Annotated in this window: 19 protein-coding genes; 7 read left to right on the forward strand and 12 right to left on the reverse strand. The window is 70.5% G+C overall.

The features are described from left to right. Nucleotides 1-7: 7 nt before the first annotated feature. Entirely contained in the window at nt 8-1,147 is a 1,140-nt protein-coding gene (locus tag VMR86_05435) for a GNAT family N-acetyltransferase (GenBank protein HTO06483.1), read from the reverse strand. Between the two features lie 44 nt (nt 1,148-1,191). Here VMR86_05435 and VMR86_05440 point away from each other — a divergent pair, with 44 nt between their 5' ends. Both VMR86_05440 and clpA read left to right on the forward strand, forming a co-directional pair. Then, a complete protein-coding gene (locus VMR86_05440; protein ID HTO06484.1) occupies nt 1,192-1,542 on the forward strand; it encodes an ATP-dependent Clp protease adaptor ClpS in 351 nt (116 codons plus the stop codon). Next, complete coding sequence (gene clpA, locus VMR86_05445; protein ID HTO06485.1) at nt 1,539-3,818, forward strand: ATP-dependent Clp protease ATP-binding subunit ClpA; 2,280 nt, start codon at nt 1,539-1,541, stop codon at nt 3,816-3,818. Before VMR86_05440 ends, clpA begins: the two co-directional genes overlap by 4 nt. A 77-nt stretch (nt 3,819-3,895) precedes the next feature. Here clpA and VMR86_05450 read toward each other — a convergent pair whose 3' ends face one another. Then, nucleotides 3,896-4,261, reverse strand: coding sequence for a hypothetical protein (locus tag VMR86_05450; GenBank protein HTO06486.1), 366 nt, complete (start codon nt 4,259-4,261; stop codon nt 3,896-3,898). 97 nt (nt 4,262-4,358) lie between these two features. Between VMR86_05450 and VMR86_05455 the strand changes: the two genes are divergently transcribed. Continuing rightward, nucleotides 4,359-5,492: an L-dopachrome tautomerase-related protein gene (locus tag VMR86_05455; GenBank protein HTO06487.1), complete on the forward strand. Its 1,134-nt coding sequence runs from the start codon at nt 4,359-4,361 to the stop codon at nt 5,490-5,492. A gap of 6 nt (nt 5,493-5,498) precedes the next feature. Here the strand turns inward: VMR86_05455 and VMR86_05460 are convergent, their stop codons facing one another. Together VMR86_05460 and mazG are read right to left on the reverse strand one after the other, a co-directional pair. Continuing rightward, nucleotides 5,499-7,934, reverse strand: coding sequence for a CoA transferase (locus tag VMR86_05460; protein HTO06488.1), 2,436 nt, complete (start codon nt 7,932-7,934; stop codon nt 5,499-5,501). Between the two features lie 14 nt (nt 7,935-7,948). Then, a complete protein-coding gene (gene mazG, locus VMR86_05465; protein HTO06489.1) occupies nt 7,949-8,608 on the reverse strand; it encodes a nucleoside triphosphate pyrophosphohydrolase in 660 nt (219 codons plus the stop codon). A gap of 37 nt (nt 8,609-8,645) precedes the next feature. Between mazG and VMR86_05470 the strand changes: the two genes are divergently transcribed. Together VMR86_05470 and VMR86_05475 are read left to right on the forward strand one after the other, a co-directional pair. Continuing rightward, complete coding sequence (locus VMR86_05470) at nt 8,646-10,436, forward strand: AMP-binding protein (protein ID HTO06490.1); 1,791 nt, start codon at nt 8,646-8,648, stop codon at nt 10,434-10,436. Nucleotides 10,437-10,462: 26 nt separating this feature from the next. Next, nucleotides 10,463-11,008 carry a hypothetical protein gene (locus VMR86_05475; protein ID HTO06491.1) on the forward strand — a complete coding sequence of 182 codons (546 nt, stop codon included), beginning with the start codon at nt 10,463-10,465 and terminating at the stop codon, nt 11,006-11,008. Here the strand turns inward: VMR86_05475 and VMR86_05480 are convergent. From VMR86_05480 to VMR86_05515, 8 genes are all read right to left on the reverse strand, one after another. Then, complete coding sequence (locus tag VMR86_05480) at nt 11,005-11,460, reverse strand: DUF1232 domain-containing protein (GenBank protein HTO06492.1); 456 nt, start codon at nt 11,458-11,460, stop codon at nt 11,005-11,007. The two genes, VMR86_05475 and VMR86_05480, sit on opposite strands and share 4 nt — an antisense overlap. 16 nt (nt 11,461-11,476) lie before the next feature. Further along, on the reverse strand, nt 11,477-14,173 hold the full coding sequence (locus VMR86_05485) for a thrombospondin type 3 repeat-containing protein (GenBank protein ID HTO06493.1): 2,697 nt from the start codon (nt 14,171-14,173) through the stop codon (nt 11,477-11,479). Nucleotides 14,174-14,369: 196 nt separating this feature from the next. Beyond that, nucleotides 14,370-15,833, reverse strand: coding sequence for an MATE family efflux transporter (locus VMR86_05490; protein ID HTO06494.1), 1,464 nt, complete (start codon nt 15,831-15,833; stop codon nt 14,370-14,372). Nucleotides 15,834-15,842: 9 nt separating this feature from the next. After that, nucleotides 15,843-17,039: a lipid-transfer protein gene (locus tag VMR86_05495; GenBank protein ID HTO06495.1), complete on the reverse strand. Its 1,197-nt coding sequence runs from the start codon at nt 17,037-17,039 to the stop codon at nt 15,843-15,845. Nucleotides 17,040-17,053: 14 nt separating this feature from the next. Beyond that, nucleotides 17,054-17,917, reverse strand: coding sequence for a MaoC/PaaZ C-terminal domain-containing protein (locus tag VMR86_05500; protein ID HTO06496.1), 864 nt, complete (start codon nt 17,915-17,917; stop codon nt 17,054-17,056). Between the two features lie 25 nt (nt 17,918-17,942). Next, nucleotides 17,943-18,848, reverse strand: coding sequence for an SDR family oxidoreductase (locus VMR86_05505; protein ID HTO06497.1), 906 nt, complete (start codon nt 18,846-18,848; stop codon nt 17,943-17,945). Further along, nucleotides 18,845-19,492: a TetR/AcrR family transcriptional regulator gene (locus tag VMR86_05510; GenBank protein HTO06498.1), complete on the reverse strand. Its 648-nt coding sequence runs from the start codon at nt 19,490-19,492 to the stop codon at nt 18,845-18,847. Before VMR86_05510 ends, VMR86_05505 begins: the two co-directional genes overlap by 4 nt. A gap of 35 nt (nt 19,493-19,527) precedes the next feature. Continuing rightward, a complete protein-coding gene (locus VMR86_05515) occupies nt 19,528-20,679 on the reverse strand; it encodes a pyridoxal phosphate-dependent aminotransferase (protein ID HTO06499.1) in 1,152 nt (383 codons plus the stop codon). A 102-nt stretch (nt 20,680-20,781) separates the two neighbouring features. Here VMR86_05515 and VMR86_05520 point away from each other — a divergent pair, with 102 nt between their 5' ends. Both VMR86_05520 and VMR86_05525 read left to right on the forward strand, forming a co-directional pair. Next, the gene (locus VMR86_05520; protein ID HTO06500.1) at nt 20,782-21,414 is read left to right on the forward strand and encodes a TetR/AcrR family transcriptional regulator; all 633 of its coding nucleotides are present in this window, start codon (nt 20,782-20,784) and stop codon (nt 21,412-21,414) included. Further along, a complete protein-coding gene (locus VMR86_05525; GenBank protein ID HTO06501.1) occupies nt 21,411-22,547 on the forward strand; it encodes an efflux RND transporter periplasmic adaptor subunit in 1,137 nt (378 codons plus the stop codon). Before VMR86_05520 ends, VMR86_05525 begins: the two co-directional genes overlap by 4 nt.

A 22,547-nucleotide genomic window follows, 5' to 3' on the forward strand; every position in this document is an offset into this window, starting at 1 on the left:
GGCGCGCTCAGCTCGGCTTCAGCGCGCTGTGCTCGCGCAGCCATTCGATCCCGCCCTCGGCGCGCTCGCGCTCGTCGGCCAGGAAGCGCGCCACGGCGGCGCGCAGCCGGGGCTCGGCCAGCCAGTGCACGCTGTAGGTCGGCTCGCCGTCGAAGCCGCGCGCCTGCTTGTAGTCGCCACCCGCGCCGGGCTCGAAGCGCGCCAGCCCGCGCGCGATGCAGTGCTCGACCGCCGCGTAGTAACACACCTCGAAGTGCAGGTTGCGCACCTCGCGCGTCGCGCCCCAGTAGCGCCCGTAGAGCGCGTCGCCCTTGGCCACGTTGAAGGTGCCGGCGATCGGCTCGCTGCCCGCGCTCGCGACCACGAAGCAGAGTCTTTCGCGGAAGCGCTCGCGCAGAAGCCCGAACAGCTTGCGGTTGAGATACTGCCGCCCCCAGGCGCGGGAGCGCACGGTCGAAAGGTAGAAGCGGAACATCGGCTCGAACAGCGCGTCGGGAATGGCCGCGCCCGCGAGCGTCTCCACGCGCACGCCGGCCTCGGCCACCTCGCGCCGCTCGCGCCGGATCTGGTTGCGCCGCCTGCTGCGAAAGCGCGCCAGCCAGTCGTCGAAGCAGCCGTAGCCGGCGTTCTTCCAGTGGTATTGCACGCCGATGCGCAGCTCGAAGCCGAGCTGGCACAGCGCCGCGGCCTCGTCGCGCCGGCAGAAGTTCACGTGCACGCCGGACAGGTCGTTCTCGCGGCACAGCTCGAGCAGCGCCGCACCCAGCCGCGGCAGCCACTCCGCGCGTGACTCACTCTGCGCGACCAGGAAGCGGCCGCCGGTCACGGGCGTGAACGGCACGCCGACCAGGAGCTTCGGGTAGTAGGAGATGCCCGCGCGCTCCGCCGCGTCGGCCCAGCCCCAGTCGAACACGAACTCGCCTTCGCTGTTCGTCTTCACGTACAGCGGCACCGCGGCCACGAGCCGGCCGCGCTCGCGCGCCACGATCGGCCGCGGCGCCCAGCCGCTGTTTCCGCCCACGCAGCCCGCCTCTTCGAGCGATGCGAGCCACTCCCACTCGAGAAAGGGCGACTCGTCGCCGACGAGCGCGTTCCACTCCTCGGCACGCAGCTCGCGCACGCCCGAGAGAGTCTCGACCTCCAGCATCCGCGCGCAGTGTACCGCGGGGTACGCTCGGTTATCCTGCAACGGTGCCCGACGAGCCGAAGCAGCCGCCGCCGATCCAGCCCCCGCAGCGCGAGCGCGAGCGCGAAGGCGGGCTGGCGACGCGCGACCGGCCGAAGGTCGAGCGCCCGAAACGCTTCAAGGTGATCCTCTGGAACGATGACTACACGCCGATGGAGTTCGTGGTGACGCTGCTCGAGACGCTGTTCGGCAAGAGCCCGTCGGAGGCGACGCAGCTCATGCTGCAGATCCACAAGGGCGGCATGGGCGTCGCCGGCGTGTACGTGCTCGAGATCGCCGAGACCAAAGTCGCGGCCGTGCATCAAAAGGCGGAGGAGCGCGGCTATCCGCTGCGCGCGGGATCGGAGCCCGAATGAGTCGTTTCAGCCGAGAGCTGCAGCTCACGCTGCAGGCCGCCATGCGCGAAGCCGTGCGGCGCCGCCATGCCTATCTCACGGTCGAGCACCTGCTGTTCGCGCTGTGCCACGACGAGCGCGGCGCCGAGGTGCTGCGCAATTCCGGCGCCAACGTGCGCCGGCTGAAGAGCGAGCTCGCGCAGTTCCTCGACCAGGAGATCGCGGCCGAGCCCGGCGAGGGGCCGGTCGAGACCGGCCAGACGCTCGCCTTCCACCGCGTGATCCAGGGCGCGCTCGCGCACGCCGAGAACGCCGAGCGCGAGGAGGTCGACGCGGGCGATCTGGTGGCCGCCATCTTCCAGGAGCCCGACTCGCAGGCGATCGCGCTGCTGCGCGCGCAGGGTGTCTCGCGGCTCGACGTGTTGAAGTTCGTGTCGCACGGCATCTCGAAGCTGCCCGAGTCGCGTTCGGGCTCCGAGGCGCCCAACGGCTCGGGCGCGGGCGGCTCGCCGGGGCGCCGGCCGATGGGCGACGACGACGGCGAGGAGATCGGCGACCCGCTGACCGCCTTCGCGACCAACCTCACCGAGCGCGCGAGCGAGGGCAAGCTCGATCCGCTGGTCGGACGCGACGCCGAGATCGAGCGCGTGATCCACGTGCTGGCGCGCCGGCGCAAGAACAACCCGATCCTGGTCGGTGAGTCGGGCGTGGGCAAGACCGCCATCGCCGAAGGGCTCGCGCAGCGCATCAACGACGGCCAGGTGCCGAGTGACTTGCAGAACGCCGAGGTGTTCGCGGTCGACCTGGGCGCCATGCTCGCGGGCACGCGCTATCGCGGTGACTTCGAGGCGCGCTTCAAGGCGTTCGTGGCCGCCGTGAAGGAGCGGCCCAACCCGATCGTGTTCATCGACGAGATCCACACCGTGCTCGGCGCGGGCGCCGCGCAGGGCGCGACCGTCGACGCCTCGAACATGCTGAAGCCCCTGCTGCAGAACGGCGAGCTGCGCTGCATGGGCTCGACCACGTTCCAGGAGTACCGGCACTTCGAGCGCGACCGCGCGCTCGCGCGCCGCTTCCAGCGCATCGAGGTGCACGAGCCGTCGATCGACGACGCGGTGAAGATCCTCGAAGGGCTCTCGCCGCACTACGAGAAGCACCACGGGGTCCACTACACCGCACCCGCGCTGCGCGCGTGCGTGGAGCTCTCGGCCAAGCACCTGCTCGACCGCTTCCTGCCCGACAAGGCGATCGACGTCATGGACGAGGTCGGCGCCGCGGTGCGGCTGCGCAAGGGCGAGAAGCGCAAGACCGTCGGCGTGCGCGACGTCGAGATACTGCTGTCCCAGATGGCGAAGATCCCGCTTCCGACCGCCTCGACCTCGGACCTCGAGGGCCTGGGCAAGCTCGAAGAGGACCTGCGCCGCGTGGTGTTCGGCCAGGACGAGGCGATCTCGACCGTGGTGCGCGCGGTCAAGCGCGGCCGCGCCGGCCTGGGCGGCGTGGACCGGCCGGTGGGCTCGTTCCTGTTCATGGGCCCGACGGGCGTCGGCAAGACCGAGCTCGCCAAGCAGCTCGCCAAGACACTCGGCGTCCAGTTCATCCGCTTCGACATGAGTGAGTACATGGAGAAGCACGCGGTCGCGCGCCTGATCGGCGCGCCTCCTGGCTACGTGGGCTACGACCAGGGCGGCATCCTGGTCGACGCGATCCGGCGCACGCCCTACGCGGTGCTGCTGCTCGACGAGATCGAGAAGGCGCACCCCGACCTGTTCGACATCCTGCTCCAGGTCATGGACCACGCCACGCTGACCGACAACCACGGGCGCGAGGCGAGCTTCCGCCACGTGACCCTGATCATGACTTCGAACGTGGGCGCGCGCGACATGGCGGCGCGCTCGATCGGCTTCGGCGGCGAGGCGCGCGGCTCGGGCCAGAAGGACGTGGAGCGCCTGTTCAGCCCCGAGTTCCGCAACCGGCTGGACGAAGTCGTGAAGTTCAAGCCGCTCTCGCCCGAGATCATGGCGCGGGTGGTCGAGAAGTTCGTGCGCGAGGTCGAGTCACAGCTCGCGGAGAAGAAGGTCCAGATCGAGCTGACTCCGGCGGCGCGCGCGTGGCTGGCCGAGAAGGGCTACGACAAGCTGTACGGCGCGCGGCCGCTCGCGCGCGTGATCCAGACCGAGGTCAAGGACAAGCTGGCCGACGAGCTCTTGTTCGGGAAGCTCGCGAAGGGCGGCCGGGTCACGGTCGACGCCGTGGACGGCGTGCTCACCTTCGCATGCGAGCCCCGCGCGAGTTAGCGCGGGCCTGACTCGCGCGGGGCTGCTCGGGCCGTCGCTCCGATGCGAGCTCGGTCCCGATCCCCCCATGAGGGACGTTAGAAAGGAAGCGGCGGAAGCGGCAGGCTGATCGCCACGTGCGGCGTGCGGATGGCGATCGCCGGACCCAGCGCGTAGACGGGCGCCGGCGGGTAGTAGACCGGTGCGGACGCCGCGTACACCGGCGGCGCGACATACACCGGCGCGGGCGCGTAGTAGCCGTAGTAACTCGGTCGCACGTAGCCGACCGGCACGGGCACCGGGAACGGCGCGACGAACCCCACGTGCGCGTGGCCACCGTGCCAGCCGCCGCCGTGCCAGGCGGGACCGCCGTGCCAGCCACCGCGATGGAGATCGTGCGCCGACGCCAGGGTCGGGAACGCGAGGGCGGCGGCGAACAGGGCCAGGAGCGTGAGCTTCTTCATGGTGCGAATTGCCTCCGTCCTTTCAAACAGCATCTGCCTGGCCCGGTTGCGGCGACCGTGAGGGACGTCACAGGGGACGCGGTGTTAGGCTGCGCCCGTGCGTGTGCTCCGCGCGCTTCTCGTTCTCTTCGTGGCGCTCGCGGCGCTCGTGTACTTCGGGCTGCGCGCGCGCTACGGCGGCGGCGAGCGCTTCCCGGACCGCACCGGCCCGCCCGAGCTCGACGGCGCGTCCGCGCTCGAAGTGGTAGCGAACCTCGACTACCCGCCCGGCAACGTGGCGGTCTCGGCGAGCGGACGCGTGTTCGCCACGTTCCACCCGGAAGGCGATCCGCCGTTCGCGGTGTTCGAGCTGGTCGATGGCAAGCCCGTGCCGTACCCGCCGGGCGGCCTGCCGGGCGGGCTCGGCTACCAGTCGGTGCTCTCGCTGCGCATCGACCGGCGCAACCGGCTCTGGGTGCTCGACTACGGGCGGCACGGGCTGGGCGCGCCGCGCCTGCTCGCGTTCGACCTGGCGACCGACGCGCTGGTGCACCGCCACGACTTCCCGTCGAAGGTCGCGTTCGCCGGCTCGCAGCTGAACGACTTCCAAGTGTCTCCCGACGGGAGACACGTGTACATCGCCGATGCGAGCATCTTCGCGCAGGTGCCCGCGATCGTGGACTACGACGTCTCGCGCCAGCGCGCGCGCCGGCTCCTGCAAGGCCACGAGTCGGTGCTGCCGGAGCGCTACGTGCCCGTGGTGCAGGGCGTGCGCATGGAGTTCTTCGGCATGTTCGCGATCCGGCCCGGCGTCGACTCGATCGCGCTCGACGACGCGGGCGAGTGGCTGTACTTCGCGCCCGTGACCAACAACTGGCTGTACCGCGTGCGCACCCAGGACCTCGACGACGAGTCACTCGAGCGCGCGACGCTCGAGTCGCGCGTGGAGCGCTTCGCAAAGAAGACCATGAGCGACGGCATCGCGATCGACTCCGAGGGCGACTTGATCCTGACCGACCCCGAGCACGACGCCGTGGTCGAGCTGGCGCGCGACCGCACGCTGCACACCTGGCTGCGCGACCCGCGCCTGCGCTGGCCCGACGGCCTGTCGTTCGGCCCCGACGGCTGGCTGTACGTGACCTGCAGCGCGCTGCACCACGTGATCCTGCGCGGCCAGGACGAGCGGCGCGCGAACGCGCCCTATCAGATCTTCCGCTTCAAGCCCGGAGTGACCGGCGTGCCCGGTCACTGAGCGGAGTCAGCCCAGCGCCCCCGACGCCGCGAGCGCGGCGATCTGCTCGCGGTCGAAGCCCAGGATCTCGCCCAGCACGCGCCCGTTGTCGCAGCCGTAGCTGAGCGCGCGCTCGGGCACGCGCGCCGGCGTGCGCGACAGGCGGAAGCGCGGCGCCTCGACCGTGACGCTGCCCAAGGTCGGGTGCGGGATGGCCAGGTAGTGACCCCGGTGGCGGAGCTGCGCGTCGGCATAGAGCTCGGCCATGTCGAGCACCGCGTGCGCGGGCACGCCCCGTGCCTGGAGCTCGCGCTCGGCGGCGTGCGCGTCGCGCTCGGCGGACCAGGCTGCGAGCGCGGCGTCGATCTCGCTGCGCCGCGCACGGCGGGCAGTCACCTCCGCGAGCCCCGGATCCGCGCCCCAGTCGGCGCGGCCGAGCGCCGCGCACAGCGCCGACCAGTCGCGCGCGTCGCGCACCGCCAGCGCCAGCCAGCGGTCCGCGCCGGCCGCGGGGAACACGCCGTGCGGGTACAGCTCGGCGTCGTCGTTGCCCATGGGCACCGGCGTGCGCCCGTTCAGCGAGGCGTCGAGCAGCGCGGGCGCCAGGAAATGGAACGCGGCCTCGGCCTGTGACTGGTCGATCCACTGACCCTGGCCGGTGCGCTCGCGGTGCTCGAGCGCAGCCAGGATCGCGATCGCGTTGTAGCGCGCCGCCACGAAGTCGGTGTACGCGCCGGCGGGACCCACGGGCGCGCGATCGGGCCAGCCCACCAGGTGCTGGAAGCCGCACACCGCCGCCGCCAGGTTCCCGAAGCCCGCGAACTCGCGCAGCTCGCCGCTCTGGCCCATGAGCGCGCTCGAGATCAGGATCACGTCGGGCCGCAGGCGACACAGAGATGCGTAGTCCAGGCCCAGGCGGGCGAGCACGCCGGGCGCGAACGACTCGGTCACCACGTCGGCCCAGCGCACCAGCGCCTCGACCACGGGCCGTGACTCCGGGTGCGCGAGGTCGAGCGTGATGCACAGCTTGCCCGCGTTCGCGCCCTGCACCGGCCCCGAGCCGTCGGGGGAAGGCGCGCCGCCGTGCCACGGCGGGATGGTGCGGATCGTGTCCATGCGGCGCGTCGACTCCACGTGCACGACGGTCGCGCCGAAGTCCGAGAGCGTGCGCGTGGACGCGGGCCCGGCGAGCACCCAGAACAGGTCCAGCACCTTCACGCCCGCGAGCGCCTGGCCGCTGGGCGCGCCCTGCGCGAAGCCCGCGCCGCGCGGCGCGCGCGGCTCGGCGCGCACTTCGGCCGAGTGCTCGCCCACGCGCGGCGGCGGCCGGAGATAGCGCAGCGGCGACGCGCCGAAGCGCGCGAACGGGCCCGGATAGCGCACGCGCGTGCCGTCGGCGTGCTCGAGCTCGACGAAGCTCTCGCGCGCACGGAAGTGATCGAGTGACTCGAGCTCGCTGACCGCGAGCGTCGGCGCGACGAGCAGCTTGCGCGCCACCGCCTCGCGCAGGAGCTCCTGGTTCGTGCGCGAGGCGAACAGCCGCTCGAGGCCCGCGTCGAAGGGCGCGTAGAACTCCGGCTCGCACTGCCCGAGCAGCATGCGCAGCGCGAAGCTCGACCACTCCTCCTTCACGTAGCACTCGTCGCACAGCCCCTCCTCGTGCAGCCAGCGCGCCAGGCGAGTCAGAAACGGCCCGGTGGAGGGCAGGAAGCCCGGGCCCAGCACGACCCAGCCGTCGCGCGTCGGGTAGCGCGTGCGCATGACGAGCTTGCCCAGCGGCAGGAGGCCCGAGCTGCGCTGACCCTGCGGCTGGCGCCAGGGCGCGTCGAGGCTGCGGAACAGGGTCGCGAAGGTCATCGACTGCTGGGCCGACACGTCCACGTGTTGCCCCAGCCCGGAGCGCTTGCGCTCGAAGTGAGCGACCAGCGCGCCGACCGCGGCGTCGCTCGCGGCGTGCGCGTGCACCTGCGGCAGCGCGCAGCGCAGCGGGGCACGGTCCGAGTCACCACACAGGAAGACGGGGCCGCTGGCAGCCGCGACCACCAGATCGGTCGTGGCGTAGTCCGCCTTGGGACCGTCGCTGCCGAACGGAGTGATCGACACGTGGATGAGCCACGGATTCAGCCGCGCGAGCGAGGCGGGGTCGAGCCCCAGCGCCCGCATGCGGCCGGGCGGCGCCGACTCGATCAGGAAGTCCGCGCCGCGCGCCAGAGACACGAGCTCGCTGTGGTCGTCGGCGCGCTCGAGGTCCAGGACGAGGCTGCGCTTGCCGCGCGCGTACGACCAGAACGCGAGCGAGCGCTCCGGGCCCGGCTCGTCCTTCCAGAACGGCGGGCTGCGGCGCGCCGGCGAGCCGCCGGGCGGCTCGACCAGCACCACGTCGGCGCCCAGGTCGGCGAAGATCTGCCCGCACAGCGCGCCGAGCGAGTCGGTGAGATCGAGGACGCGAAGCCCGTGCAGCACGGCGAGATCCTACGCTACGCGGCTCCGTCCCGTTTTCGCGCCGCGAAGCGCGCGCAGGCGTCGCGCAGCGCCGCCTCGGGGTCGACCCCGCCGCTGGAAGCGGCCGCGGCCAGCGCGAACAACAGGTCGCCCCAACGCACTGCGTCGGCCGAAGCGAGCTCGGGCGCCAGGCGCTCGGCCAGCGCATCGGCCGGCGGCGCCACGCCCGCGCGCTTCCCGCGCTTGGCGAGCTTCGCTGCGCGCAGCAGCGCCGGCAGCGCGACGGGCACCTCGCCGTGCGGGTCGGCGCCGCGCGCCATCCGCTCGGCGCGCTTGTGCTCCTCCCACGCCCGCAGCACCTCGTCGGCGTCCCGGGCCGAGGCGTCTGCGAACACGTGGGGATGTCTGCGCACCAGCTTCTCGCACAGCCGCTCGACCACGGCGTCGAAGTCGAACAGCCCTGACTCGCGCGCCATCTGCGCGTGAAACACCACCTGCAGCAAGAGATCGCCCAGCTCGTCCGCTAGGTCGGACCAGTCCTTGCGACGGATGGCGTCGTCGACCTCGTAGGCCTCTTCGATCGTGTAAGGTGCGATCGTTTCGAACGTCTGCTCGAGGTCCCACGGGCAACCGCCGTCGGGGGAACGCAGCTTCGCCATCAGCTCGAGCAGTCGCTCGACGTGCGCGTGTGTCACGCGCGGATTCTAGGATAAGATCGGACAGGAGGGGCCGATGAGCGCTCCCATGCAGTTTCCGCCGGCTCCGCTGACCGTGCGCGACCAGATCCGCGTGCGCGCGGAGCACCCGGAGTCGGCCGACAAGGTCTTCCTCTTGCACGATGCGCGGCGAGTCACCTACCGCGGCTTCCGCGACGAGTCAGCGCGCGCCGCGAACTTCCTGCTGGGGCGGCTGGGCCCGGCCACGGGTGACTCGGCGCCGCACGTCGCCATGCTGCTCGAGAACCACATCGAGCTGCTCACGCTGTACGGCGGCTGCGCCGTCGCGGGCGCGACCCTGTTCGGCGTGAACACGGGCCTGCGCGGCGAGACGCTGGCGGGCGTGCTCAACCAGTCACGCGCGCGCCTGCTGGTGGTGGAAGAGAAGCTCATGCCCGAGGTGGAGCGCATCCGCCGCGAGCTGAAGGGGATCGCGCCCGAGAACCTGCTCAGCCTGCCCGAGTACGCCGCCGCGCTGGAGCGCGAGCACGGCCCCGCGTCGAAGGCCCTGCCCTTCCCCGACGCGAAAGTGACTCCCCAGACCAACCTGATGGTGATCTACACCTCGGGCACGACCGGCCTGCCCAAGGGCATCAACAACAACCACTTCAAGCTGTGCGCGACCGGCATCGGCGTGTCCCAGAGCACGGGCATGGGCCAGGACGACGTCGGCTACGCCTGCATGCCGCTGTTCCACTCGAACTCGATGTTCGTGTGTCTCATGCCCTGCTTCTGGGTCGGCGGCTCGGTCGGCCTCCGCGAGCGCTTCAGCGGCAGCCGCTTCGTGCCCGACGTGCTGGAGTACGGCTCCACCTGCTGGAACTACGTCGGCGAGCCGGTGCACTACGTGCTGGCGGCGCTCGAGCGCGAGTACGGCGGCGACGAGGCGCGCATCCGCCGCGAAGTCACCGAGCACCCGCGCAACAAGCTGCGCTTCGCGGTCGGCAACGGCGCGTCACCGGTCGACATCGACCGCTTCTCGAAGTGGCTCGGCCTCGAGGACATGTTCGAGCTGTACGGCTCGACCGAAGCCGCGATCAGCACCATGCGCCGCAAGGGCGACCCGCGCGGCAGCGTCGGCGAGATCACCGACGCCTCGGTGCGCATCCTGCGCGAAGACGGGCGCGAGTGCGTGCCCGCGCAGCTCGACGCCGACGGCAAGATCGCGAACTACGACGCCGCCGTGGGCGAGATCTGCCGCGTGAGCACCGACACCGGCCTGTTCCAGGGTTACTTCGACAACCCCGACGCGAACTCGTCGAAGTACCGCGGCGGCGTGTATCACTCGGGCGACCTGGGGCACGTGCTCGAGCGCGACGGCAAGCGCTTCCTGTTCTTCGACGGCCGCACCGACGACTGGATCCGAAAGGACGGCGAGAACTTCTCGGCGCTGCAGGTCGCGCGCCTGCTCTCGGAGCACCCCGACGTTCCGCTGGCCGCGGCCTACGGCGTGCCGTGCTCGGTGTCGGACGAGCTGGTGATGGCGGCGCTGAAGCTGCGCGACGGCGCGCGCTTCGACCCGAAGGGCTTCTTCGACTACTGCGAGCGCCAGGTCACCGCCGGCGGCATGGACCGCAAGTGGTTCCCCGACTTCGTGCGCGTGGTGAAGGACTTCGAGTACACCGGCACGCAGAAGGTGCTGGTGCGCGAGCTGAAGCGCGTGCACTTCGACCCGCGGCGCGTGTCGGACCCGCTGTTCTTCCGGGAGCGCGGTGACTCGGCCTACAAGCCTTTCACCGCGCAGGACTGGGAGCGCGTGCGCGAGGTGTTCCGAGCCGCGGAGCGTCTGCACCTGCTCGAGCGCTAGCTCGGGCACCAAACCAAGGGGGGAAGATGAAGCGACTCGTGGGTCTCTTGGTGGCCGTGGTGTGTCTGGCGAGCGCGAGCCCGAGTCAGGCGGGGCTGACCGGCTTCCTGTCGGTGAAGGTGAGCGGCACCATCCAGCAGCAGGTCGACCTGCCCGTGGGCTCGAAGGTCGGCAGCGCGAAGCTCAGCAACCAGACCATCTTCGACGATTTCGGGGTGTCGCCTGATCAGTACGAGCTGGTCATGAGCTTCGCCGGCCCGGTGGTGATCGAGCTCCTGCCCAAGAGCCTGCTCGCCAAGATGCCGGTGATCCCGGTGTTCACGCTCGAGAACGGCGTCTTCCTGCTCGACTCGAAGCAGAACCAGGAGCGCTTCTCCGGCGGGCTGACTTCGCCGGCGAGCGCCGGTCTGTTCCAGGACCTCACCGGCGGCGCGAGTGGCATCCTCAAGTTCGGCTCGACCGGCTTCCCCAAGGCCGTGTCACTCACGGGCGAGGGCAGCTCGTTCCCCTCGCAGTCACTGTTCAAGCTGAAGGTCAGCTCGCATGGGATCTTCGTGCAGACGACGCCCTAGGCGGACTTGAAGCCGAGCAGCCGGGTCATCGTCTTGCCGATGACCGACTCCGACCACGAAGTGATTCGTCGCAGCACGTCGAGCAGGTCGGAGTGACCCGGCCAGTGCGCCTTCACCAGGTCGGGGTGCACGTGGTTGATCACGCGCGAGACCGCCGCCGCCACGACCACCACGTCGTCGAGCAAGCCGATCGGCCCGAAGAAGATCTCGGGCAGGAGGTCGATCGGCGAGAGCGCGTAGCCCACGCCCGCCAGCGCCACGGCCTTGGCGCCGATCGGCACGCGCGGGTCCTGCGCCAGCCGGAACAGCAGCACGACCAGGTCGGGCAGGAACAGCAACAGATCGAGCAGCCCCGGCCGCGAGCTCGGCCCGATGCTCGCGATCTGGGCGCGCAGCCGGTCGTAGATGCGGCGCTCGCGCGCGCGCAGGTCGATCTCGAGCTCGGGGGTCATGCCGCGAAGATAGCGCTCAGAGGCAGCTTCCGTTGGCGCCGGCCACGCACGGCAGCACCACGTTGGTCGTGGCACCGGTGCAGGCCGTGCACTTCGGACCCGGAGGCGAGTTGACCAACAGCTTGTAGCGGGCGGTATCCGCTGCGTTGATGTTGGCGGTGTTGTTCGTGTTCTGACCCAGGTCGAGGTCGAAGATTGCGCACGGCCGCAGGCCGGTGGTACCGCACGTATCCGTCGTGCGGTTGTGGTTGACCGACGCCTTGTACTGGGCCGTGTCACCTGCGTTCACATTGCCGCCGGAGTTGTTGAAGTCTCCGTCGCAAACGTTGCCGTAGCCGTCGTGGTCGTCATCGCGCTGGTCGCCGGTCAAGGTGGCCCACGGATTGAAGTCGAGGAAGGCATGCGCCCCCCCGGGTACGCGTGGGTTCGGCACGTTCACGCAATTGTCGCAGTCGTCGCCGACGCCATCGCCGTCGGCGTCCGGCTGCTTCGGGTTGGCGATGGTCGGGCAGTTGTCTTTCGAGTCGGGAACGCCATCACAGTCTGCGTCGGCCGGGAACGTGGCGATCGCGCAATCGTGGCCGTTGGCACCGACCGCCGGGCAGAGAGTCACGTTCAGCTTGAGCAGCCCATCGACGTTGTCCGAGAGGGCGACCACATCGGCGTCGCGGAAAGCCGCGGCAGAGACCTGGTTGAATACCGGCGCCGCGTTCGAGCCCGAAACGGGGCAGCTTCCTGCAACGGACCAGCGCGCGGGGAACCTCGCGCTGCTGGCGGGGATCGAGCCCGACGTCCCGACGGAGTACTGGATGGACACGTCGTCCAAGCCAGTGGCATAGAAGGGATCGGTCTTGAGCCCGACCGGGCCGTTGCCGAGCCGCTGGTTGCAGGCCTCGATTCCCCTCATCGAGAAGGTGTTGTCCCCCAAGCAGCCGGGAATCCCGTCGGGGCCCGGTCCCGCGTCGAAGGTGCGATTGAACGAAGCGACTGGAGCTCCGATCGCGGCGGCGGGCCAAGTCACACTGACACCTCCCGCACAGCACGGCTCGCCGATCGGCAGAACCGTGGCGTTCGCGAACGTGCCGCCGGCTCCGATTCCGACCCCGAACGCCGGCCCTGTTGGATCGACCAGCCCCATGTCCGCGTGGTCGAGCGGGCTCGTGCCGCCGGGTTGATCTCGGAAGTCCGACGCGCCGTACCCCGACGTACCGACCAGGAACAGCGGGATCTTGCCACTGATCACCGCGCCGCTGATGCCACCGATGCGCTCTGTCTGGTCCAAGGCGAGCTCGGGCAGCCCGTGGCTGCTGTAGCCCGGAGGCAGCCCCAGAGCGTTCGGCTGGCCATTGGTCGTGTCGGGATTGGCGTAGTCGATCGGCCCATTGCACGCCACGCAGACCCCCTGGGCCGGCGACTGACTCGCGCACAGGGTGTTGCCGTTGACGGGATCCCCAGGTCGACAGCGATGCGGTCCGTCGGAGCAGCGCCCGATGAGCCCGTCCGGGTTGCCCCAGCCAGCGAGGCGGCAGCGAAGGTCGCTCGTTCCAACCCAGATGCCGAGCGTGAGCGGCATGGCAGAAATCGAGTCGCCGGCGCCCGCGATGCGTCCTTCGCCGCTCTGGATCGCGAGCTGCAGACCGGCGTTGCGGTCCTGCACTCCGGTCGCAAGGAGTGCCTCGCTCTCGGTCGTCGTCAGATCGTAGTCCTTGCCGCAGGTGGGCGGGCAGGTCGGGTGCGCCGCCTGCTCGGCAGGCGTGAGATCGCGCCGCCACAGAATCGAGACTGAGTCACGGCCGAACTGACTGCAGTATCCCTCGTCGCCGCTGTTCGCGCTGGCGGGCGTCGGGTCGATCTTCGCGTTGGTCGACCAACCGAGCGGTGGGTCGCAGGCCAGAGGGACGATGTGAGTCTTGATCACCGGATTCCCGATCCCCAGCTGACTCGAGTCCGGCGACTCGGTGACCCAATCCGACCAGAAGGAGTTCCCCAGGCCCCGGAGCTTCTCGATCCCCAACGCGGCATCGAGTGAGCTGCGCTCGACGGCCAGTCGAGTCTTTGCCACGTGGGTCGGCGTCTGGGTGACGCCCGTCCGCCCGATCGAGCCCGGTTCGCGCTGCGGAGTCGGGAACGCGGGTGGATTCTCGATCGGATAGCGCGGCGACGTCGTCGGAGCGTTGCTGCCGTTGACGCTCGGTCCCAGCGTCGAAAACGAGATGCCGCTGCTCCCGCCGCCAACATCGAGCTCCAGCCCCAGCGCGAGGCCGTAGCCTCCGAGCGTCCGGTCCGGATCCCCGTCCGAGCACACTCCGTTGGGACTCCCGCACACGCTGAGCTCGTTGCCGAGGAAGCCCCCATCGCAGGAGCAATCGTCGCGGAACGGACCTCCGAACGGGTCCTCGTCCATGATGCAGTCCGGACCTTCGAAGCCGCACATCGCGCTCGGCCCGCTGTCGAGGATCTCCGGATCCTCGAGATAGGCGTCGGTGAGACAACCCAGATGGGGGTCGCCCGAGCAGTGACCGGCGCCGTGCGGCCAGACACAGGTGTTGCTGCCACCCGGGCCGCCCGTCGCGCCCAGGTTGCCGAGGCTGCAGCGCCCGGCCGGGACCACGGCCAGGTCACAGATCTGGCCCGGCGTGGCAGAGCAGTTGTAGCCGCCGCGATCGAAACAGCCTTCACCCGCGTCGCAGCTGCTGGCGTTCGAGTCGATCACGTTGTTGGGACCCGCCTGGAACACCCACTCGTACGCAAAGGTCTCGGCGGAGGCGGGTCCCGCGAGTCCGAGTGACAAGAGCAGCGCCGCGATACCGAGCGTGGCTCGCTGAGGCTTCATGGTCCGAGAGACTACGCCGCCGGTCCACGGCGTCCATGAGCAATTGTTGCGCCGACCGACGACCCACCGGGACGTGTCAGGTCCGTGCGCCGAGATTCCCCGCCCAGCGCTCGCGCCGGAACGACCAGGTGAGCCAGACGGCGCGAGTCACATGGTCGAACACGACCGTGCCCCAGACCCAGACCACGGGCAGGTGCAGCACGTTGGCGACCAGGAGGGCGAGCGGCACGCGAAAGATCCAGTTGCCGAAGATCGCCGACCAGAGCGGCGTCTTCGTGTCTCCCGCGCCGCGCAGCGCCCCCGAGAGCGTGAAGTGCAGGCTCAGGAACGGCTGCGCCACGCCGAGCCAGACCATGAACGGCTCGAGCGGCTCGATCACCGCCGGGTCGTGCGTGAAGAAGTGCGCGAAGCGGTCGCGCAAGAGGATGAACACGATGAACAGCGGCAGCGCGGCGATCAGCGACAGCCGCGCCGCGCGCCAGCCCGCGCGCGCGGCCACGCGCACGTCGCGCGCGCCCAGCGCCTGTCCCACCAGCGTCGACGCCGCGATCGAGATCCCCGTGGGCGCGATCCACGAGAAAGCCAGGATGCGCACGCCGATCGTGTAGGCCGCGATCGCCGGCGTGCCGTAGCTCGACAGCACGCGGTAGTAGATGAACAGCGCGAAGTTGATCAAGAGCCGCTCGCCCGCGGCCGGCCACGACACGCGCGCGGTCTCGGCGAGCAGCGCGCGCACGCCGCTGAAGTCGGCGCGCGTGATGCGCAGCGCCGGGCTCTCGGGCCGGCCGCGCCGGCGAGTCATGGCCAGGAACAGCGTGAGCCCCGCGGCCTGCGAGGCCAGCGTCGCGATGCCGGCGCCGGTGAGTCCGAGCTGCGGCAGGCCGAAGACGCCGAAGATCAGGAGCCCGTTCAGGCCGAGCTTCACGACGGTGACTCCCGCCGCGATCGAGAGCGGCAAGGCCGTGTTGCGCGAGGCACGGAAGCCGCTCTCCATGGTGAGCGCGAGCGCGAACAAGACACTCGAGCTCATGGTCAGCCGGAAGTACGGGACCGCGAGCTCGACCACCTGCGGCGCGGCGCCGAGCAGGTGCATGGCGTCGCGCGGGAACGCGAGCCCCGCAGTCGCGATCGCCACCGCCCCCACGAAGGCGAGCGAGAGCGAGGCCGCGAAGGCGTGGCGCGCGCGCGCGGGGTCACCCGCGCCGATCGCGCGCGCCATCAGCGCGACGCACGCCGCCGAGAGACCGAACAGCGCGCCCTGCGCGAGCTGGTAGTACTGCGACGTGTAGCCCGCGGCGGCGACGGCCTCGGTGCCGAGCCGCCCCAGCATGAACACGTCGACCGACGAGACGGTCGTGGCCAGGAGCTGAGACACGACGGCCGGCCAGGCCAGCCGCACGATGTCGCGATCGGCGCGCCGGCGCAGCTCTTCGCGCGTCGGCGCGCCCGCCTCCAGCGCGATCGCTTCGCTGGGCAACGCGGCCCCGAGCTCGGGCTCGTAGGGCGCCTCGAGCTCGGAGTCGGGCTGCGTCTCACTCACATGCGCAAGTTAGGAGAACTGAGCCTTTCGGTACATCGCCACGACGGCCGCGCCGCCCAGGCCGAGGTTGTGCTGCAGAGCGACCTTGGCGCCCGCCACCTGGCGCTTGTCGGCCTGGCCGCGCAGCTGCCAGGTGAGCTCGGAGCACTGCGCGAGACCCGTGGCGCCCAGCGGGTGGCCCTTCGAGATCAGTCCGCCCGAGGGATTCACCACCACCTTGCCGCCATACGTGTTCGCACCCGAGTCGACGAACTCACCGCCCTTGCCGACCGGGCACAGACCCAGGCCTTCGTAGGTGATCAGCTCGTTGCACGAGAAGCAGTCGTGGAGCTCCACGACGTCGACGTTCTCGGGGCCGAGGCCGGACTGCTGGTAGACCTTGCCGGCGGCCTTCTGGGTGAGGTCGAAGCCGACGAGCTTGATCATGCTCTTCTCGTCGAACGTGCTCGGCAGGTCGGTCGCCATGGCCATGCCCACGATCTCGACCGCCTTCGACTCGAGCTTGTGCTTCTTCACGAAGTCCTCGCTCGCGAGCACCGCGGCGGCGCCGCCGTCGGAAGTCGGGCAGCACTGCAGCTTGGTGAGCGGACCGTACACGGTCGGCGCCTCGAGGATCTGCGCCAGCGTGTACTCGTCCTGGAACTGCGAGTAGGGGTTGTTCACCGAGTGCTTGTGGTTCTTCCAGCCGATCTTGGCGAACTGCTCGGCGGTGGTGCCGTAGCGCTCCATGTGCTCGAGGCCCGCGTTGCCGAACATCTGCGGCGCGCCCGGCGCCTTGGCGAAGCCGCGCTCGGCGACCATGAGCTTGAAGTGCTTGTCCATCGGGGTGGTGCGGTCGGTGTATTTGATGCCGAGTGACCCCTTCTCCATCTTCTCGAAGCCCAGCGCCATGGCGCACTCGGCCAGGCCCCCCTCGATGAACTGCTTGGCCATGAACAGCGCGGTCGAGCCGGTCGAGCAGTTGTTGTTCACGTTGTAGATCGGGATGCCCGAGAGACCGAGCTCGTAGAACGCGCGCTCGCCGCAGGTCGAGTCACCGTAGCAGTAGCCCACGGCGGCCTGCTCGACCTCCGAGAACGGGATGCCCGCGTCGGCCAGCGCCTTCTGCCCCGCCTCGCGGCCCATGTCCGGGTAGTCCCATTCCTTCGAGCCCGGCTTCTCGAACTTGGTCATGCCGACGCCGACGACGAATACCTTGCGACCCATGATTCAGTGACTCCTCAAGCTCTGAGCGTGATTGCTGCGTTGGAGATGACGGGCGCGTTGCGCTCCTTGCACTTCGCGCTGATCAGGATCTGGTTGCCTTCGCGCCACAGCGAGGTCTCGATGGTCTCGCCGGGGAACAACACGCCGGCGAAGCGCGCCTGGTAGCGCGCGACCTTCGCGACATCGCCCCCGAGCATCTGGTCGACCGCCGCCTTGCACACGATCCCGAACGAGCACAGCCCGTGCAGGATCGGCTTGTCGAAGCCGCCGAGCTTGGCGAACGCGGGGTCGGCGTGCAGCGGGTTCTTGTCGCCCGACAGGCGGTAGAGCAGCGCCTGGTGACTCACGGTCGGTGACTCGACCACGGCGTCGGGCTTGCGCGTCGGCGCCTCGTTGCCCGCCTTGGGGCCAGCGTCGCCGCCGAAGCCGCCCTCGCCGCGCGCGAAGATCGAGAAGCGGTTGGTGAAGAGCGGCGCCCCGCCCTGCTCCTTGGTCTCGACCTCGACCACGACGAGCGCCGCCTTGCCCTTGTCGTAGATGCCGGCGATCCGGCCCTGTGACTCGATCTTGGCGCGCACCGGGATCGGGCGGTGGATCTCGATGTCCTGCTCGCCGTGCAGCACCAGCGCGAAGTTGATCTGGATGCCCGGCACGCCGGCCATGCCGCCGACCGCGCCGAACACGGGAATCACTCCGTAGCTCGGCAGGACCTTCAGCTCCTTCTCGTAGGTGTACGAGAGCTCCTTGGGGTCGGTCGCCTTGCCCGGGCCGCTGCCCGCACCGATGCCCAGGTGGTAGAGGATGACCTGGTCCTGGCCCCACTCACCCGTGCTCGGCGCCAGCTTGGCACCGCGCGCCTTCTCCAGATCGATCGGCATGGAAATGTCTCCTTTCGTTCCAGGCTCAGCCCATGAGGTCCTTGGCGATGACACGCATCTCGTCGCCAATGCTCTTGGGCACGATGTAGTTCTTCTCGTCCATGATCTGACCCAGGTGGTCGCGCACGTCCTCGAGCGTGACCGACTTGCCCTTGCCCGCGAACCAGCCGGGCGTGAGCCCGACGAACACGCGCGCGAAGCGCCCGCCGCCGACCGAGAACACCTCGTGCGACAGCTCGCAGGCCTCCGACACCAGGTAGCAGGCCAGCGGAGTCACCGTGGTCGGCTCCAGGTTCGACGCCATGGGGCCGAGCAGGTTCTCGGTGAGTCGCGTCTTGGCGATCGGCGCGATCACGTTCGACTTGATGTTGCTCTTCGCGCCTTCGACCGCGAGCACGTTCGACAGGCCCACCAGCCCCATCTTGGCCGCGCCGTAGTTGGTCTGACCGAAGTTGCCGAAGATGCCGGCCGCCGAGGCGGTGAACAGGAAGCGGCCGTAGTTCTGCTCCTTCATGGCGCGGAACGCGGGCTGACTCACGTAGAACGCGCCCTTCAGGTGCACGTCGAGCACGATCTCCAGGTCCGCGGGCTCGAGCTTGGCGAAGCTCTTGTCGCGCAGGATGCCGGCGTTGTTGATCACGATGTCGACGCGGCCGAACTTGTCGAGCGCGGTCTGGATGATGCCCTCGCCGCCCTGCGGGGTGGCGACCGAGTCGTAGTTCGCGACCGCCTGGCCGCCCGCGGCCTTGATCTCGTCGACGGTCTGGTCGGCCATCGAGTGACTCTTGCCGCTGCCGTCGGCCGCGCCGCCCAGGTCGTTCGCGACCACGTGCGCGCCGCGGCGCGCCAGCTCGAGCGCGTAGGTCTTGCCCAGGCCGCCGCCTGCTCCGGTGATGACGGCCACTCGGCCGTCGAAACGAATGTCGCTCACGATCGTCTCTCCTTTCCCTTGGCGCCGCCGAGTGACTCGGAAACGAGGCGTTTCCAGAGCTCGAACAACCGGCGCCGTTCGGTGTCGTCGTCGCGCAGGATCCGCTGCAGGGCCATCCCGCGCATCATGTGGAAGGTCAGCTCGAGCAGCGCGCCGAAGTCGCGCGAGTCACTGCCCGCGAGCTCGCCGAACAGGCGCGACATGGCGCGGCCCACCTGGCGCTCGAAGCGCACCAGGTTGTCGCGCAGCGCGGCGTCGGTGCGCGACGCCACCCACAGCTCGAGCGCGGCCGCGAACAAGGGGCCGGAGAAGCTGGCCCAGATGGCGTCGAGCGCGGTCGCCAGCCGCAGCTCGGGCGGACCCTCGCGGGGCACGTCGGCCAGGAGCTCCGCGGCGCGGCGCTTGGCCAGGTGCGCGACCGCGGCGATCACGAGGTCGGCCTTGGTCGGGTAGTGGTGGAGCTGCGCGCCGCGCGAGAGGCCGGCGCGCGCGCACACGGCGGTGGTCGAGGTGGCCGCGTAGCCGACCTCGACCAGCGACTCGAGCGTGGCGTCGAGCAGGCGCTGGCGCGTCGACGCGCTGCGCTCTTCCTGGGTGCGCCGTTCGGGACGGCGCACCTGTGCTGCCGGGGAGGGGGGTGCCACTGCGGGCCGCAGCTTAGGGGGTCAGAAACAAACAGTCAAACCTGCATGTTTCTGAGCCGGCGGCAGGCCAGGTCGAGGTCGGCGTCGGTCTTGCCGAAGCAGAAGCGGCCCACGCGCTCGCCCGCCTCGCCGCGCCAGAACGCCGTGCCGGGCACGCAGGCCACGCCGGCGCGCTCGAGCAGTGCCATCGCGCGCGCGTCGCCGTCGGCGCCGGGCAGGCGCGACAGGTCCGCGAGCGCGAAGTAGGAGCCGCCGGGCACGTTCGGAGTGAGTCCCGCGTCGGCCAGCGCCGCGCACAGCTGGTCGCGCTTGCGCTGGTACTCGACGCCGATCGCCGCGTAGTACTCGGGGTCGAGCTTGCCGAGCCCCACTGCGCAGCCGCGCTGCAGCGGCGCCGGCGCGCACACGTAGACCAGGTCGTGCAGGTGCGCGAACGCCTCGCACAGCGCGCGGGGCGCAGCCAGCCAGCCGATGCGCCAGCCGGTGATCGCGAAGGTCTTGGACAGCGCGTTCATGGTGATCGTGCGCTCGCGCAGCCCGGGCAGGCTGGCGGGACTCACATGGCGCCGGCCGTCGAACACGAAGTGCTCGTAGACCTCGTCCGTGAACAGCCACAGGTCGCGCGCGCGCGCGAGCTCGCCCACGGCCAGAAGCTCGGCGCGCGTCCACACGCGGCCCGAGGGGTTGCCGGGCGTGTTGATCACCAGCGCGCGCGTGCGCGGAGTGAGTCGTGACTCGAGCGCGGCCAGGTCGAGCGCGTAGTCGGGCTCGGCCAGCGGCACGTACACGGGCGCGACGCCGAGCGCCTCGAGCGTGTTGCGGTGGTAGCCGTAGTAGGGCTCGAACAGCACCACCTCGTCGCCCGGCTCGAGCAGCGCCTGCGCGGCGACGTAGAAGGCGCCGGTCGCGCCGCTCGTGACCACGATCTCGCCCTCGGGGTCGTAGTCGAGCCCGTCGTCGCGGCGCATCTTCTGGGCGAGCGCCGCGCGCAGCTCGGGAATGCCGTCGGAGCGGGTGTAGGTGTTGGCGCCGGCCTCGATGGCCTCCTGCGCGGCGCGGCGCACGATCTCGGGCACCGGCGTGTCGCACACGCCCTGCGCCAGGTTCACGCCGCCGGCGCGCGCGCAGGCCACGGTCATGCTGCGGATCGGCGACGTGCGCGCGCGGGGCTTGGGCTCGCGCGGCATCAGCGCCCCGTTTGGTCCGGGCGGCGGCGCGTGGTATACAGGACCCGCGGACCTAACACTGTTATAGCGTCTCGCACCGTTATAGGACTTGCACGCCGTTCCATGGAACCCCAGCTCCAGCCCGCGGCCCTGCGCCGCAACCGCCAGCGCGAGGAAGCCCGCCGGGCCATCCTCGACGCGACCGAAGCGATCCTGCTCGAGGACGGCGAGGAGCTCTTGTCGATCCGCAAGCTCGCGCTGCGCTGCGGCTATACGGCGCCCACGATATACCACTATTTCCGCGACAAGGACGGACTCATCGACGCGCTGCTCGAGGAGCGCTTCTCGCGGCTCTTGCAGCGCATCCGGCGCGTCGCGCTCGTCGCCGACCCGGTGGCGAACATCCGCGAGTACTCGCGCGCGTTCTTCCGCTTCGCGTCCGCCAACCCGACCTTCTACCGCGTGATGATCCGCGGCTCGAGCGACGGCGGCGAGCGCAAGATCCAGGCCGCCGAAGCGGCGCGCGAGATCATGTCGGACCAGCTGCGCGCGCTGGCGGCCGCCGGCCGGCTGTGGACGACCGACGTCGACGCCGCGCTCCAGTCACTCTGGGCGGTGCTGCACGGCGTGGTCGCGCTGCGGCTGGGCAACCCCAAGTACGGTTGGTCGAAGAATTTCAGCGAGGTTGCGCTGGAGACGGTGCTGCGCGGACTGGTCCGCCCCGCCCTGGCCCGCAACGGAAAAGGCCCGTCGTGAAGAAGACACGCATCGCACTCACTCTGTCGCTCGCCGCTGCGCTCGCGCTGGGCTGCTCGGGAAAGAAGCAGGAGAAGGCCGTCGCCGCGCCCAACGTGTCGCTGGGCGACGCGACCGCGGTAGACATCGACGACCGCATCGAGGCGACGGGCGAGCTGGTGTCTCCCAACCACGCGAAGATCGCGGCCGAGGTCGGCGGGCGAATCACTTCGCTGTACATCAACGAGGGCCAGCCCGCGCACGCCGGCGACCGCGTGCTCGAGATCGACCCCGAACGGCGCGAGCTCGATCTGCGCGCCGCGCGCGCCAGCAACGCCGAGGCGCAGGCGGGGCTCGCCGACCAGAAGCGCGCCGCCGAGCGCGCCGCGGCGCTGTTCAAGAAGAACGTCGCCTCGCAGGCGCAGCTCGACACGGCGCAGACCCAGCTCGAGCTGGCGCGCTCGCGCGCCGACGCGGCGGCCGCCCAGCTCGGCCAGTCCGAGCGCGCGCGCCGCGACGCCGAGGTGAAGGCGCCGTTCGCGGGCCTGATCGCGCAGCGCTTCGTCTCGGTGGGCGAGTTCGTGCAGCCCGGCACGCCGCTGTTCGAGCTGGTCGCGCTCGACCCGATCGAGGTCGAGTTCCGCGTGGCCGAGGTCGACTCCAGCCGCGTGCGCTCCGGACAGGTGGTCGACGTGCGCGTCGCGCCGTTCCCCGACGAGGTGTTCCAGGCCACGGTCACCCTCGTCTCGCCCATGATCGACCCGGCGTCGCGCACGCTGCGCGTGAAGGGCACGCTCGCGAACCCGGACGGCAAGCTGCGCCCCGGCCTGTTCGCGCGCGCAGACCTCGGCGTCGCGCACCGCGAGGCCGTGCTGATGATCCCCGACGAGGCCGTGCTCGAGCGCTCCGACGGCAAGGTCGTGTTCCGCATGGCCGGCCCAGACAAAGTCGAGCGGCGCGTGATCCAGACCGGCGCGCACAAGGGCGGCAAGGTCGAGGTCGTCGAGGGCCTGGCGAACGGCGACAAAGTCGTGACTCGCGGGCACACCGCGCTGGTCGACGGCGCGATCGTGGCGATCCGGAACCCCGACGGCAGCCTGACCGAGCCCGACGTGGCGAGCGGCGTCGCGCACGAGCCCGCGCGGACCGAGTGA

It is taken from the genome of Myxococcota bacterium, assembly GCA_035498015.1.
Taxonomy (GTDB): Bacteria; Myxococcota_A; UBA9160; order SZUA-336; family SZUA-336; genus VGRW01.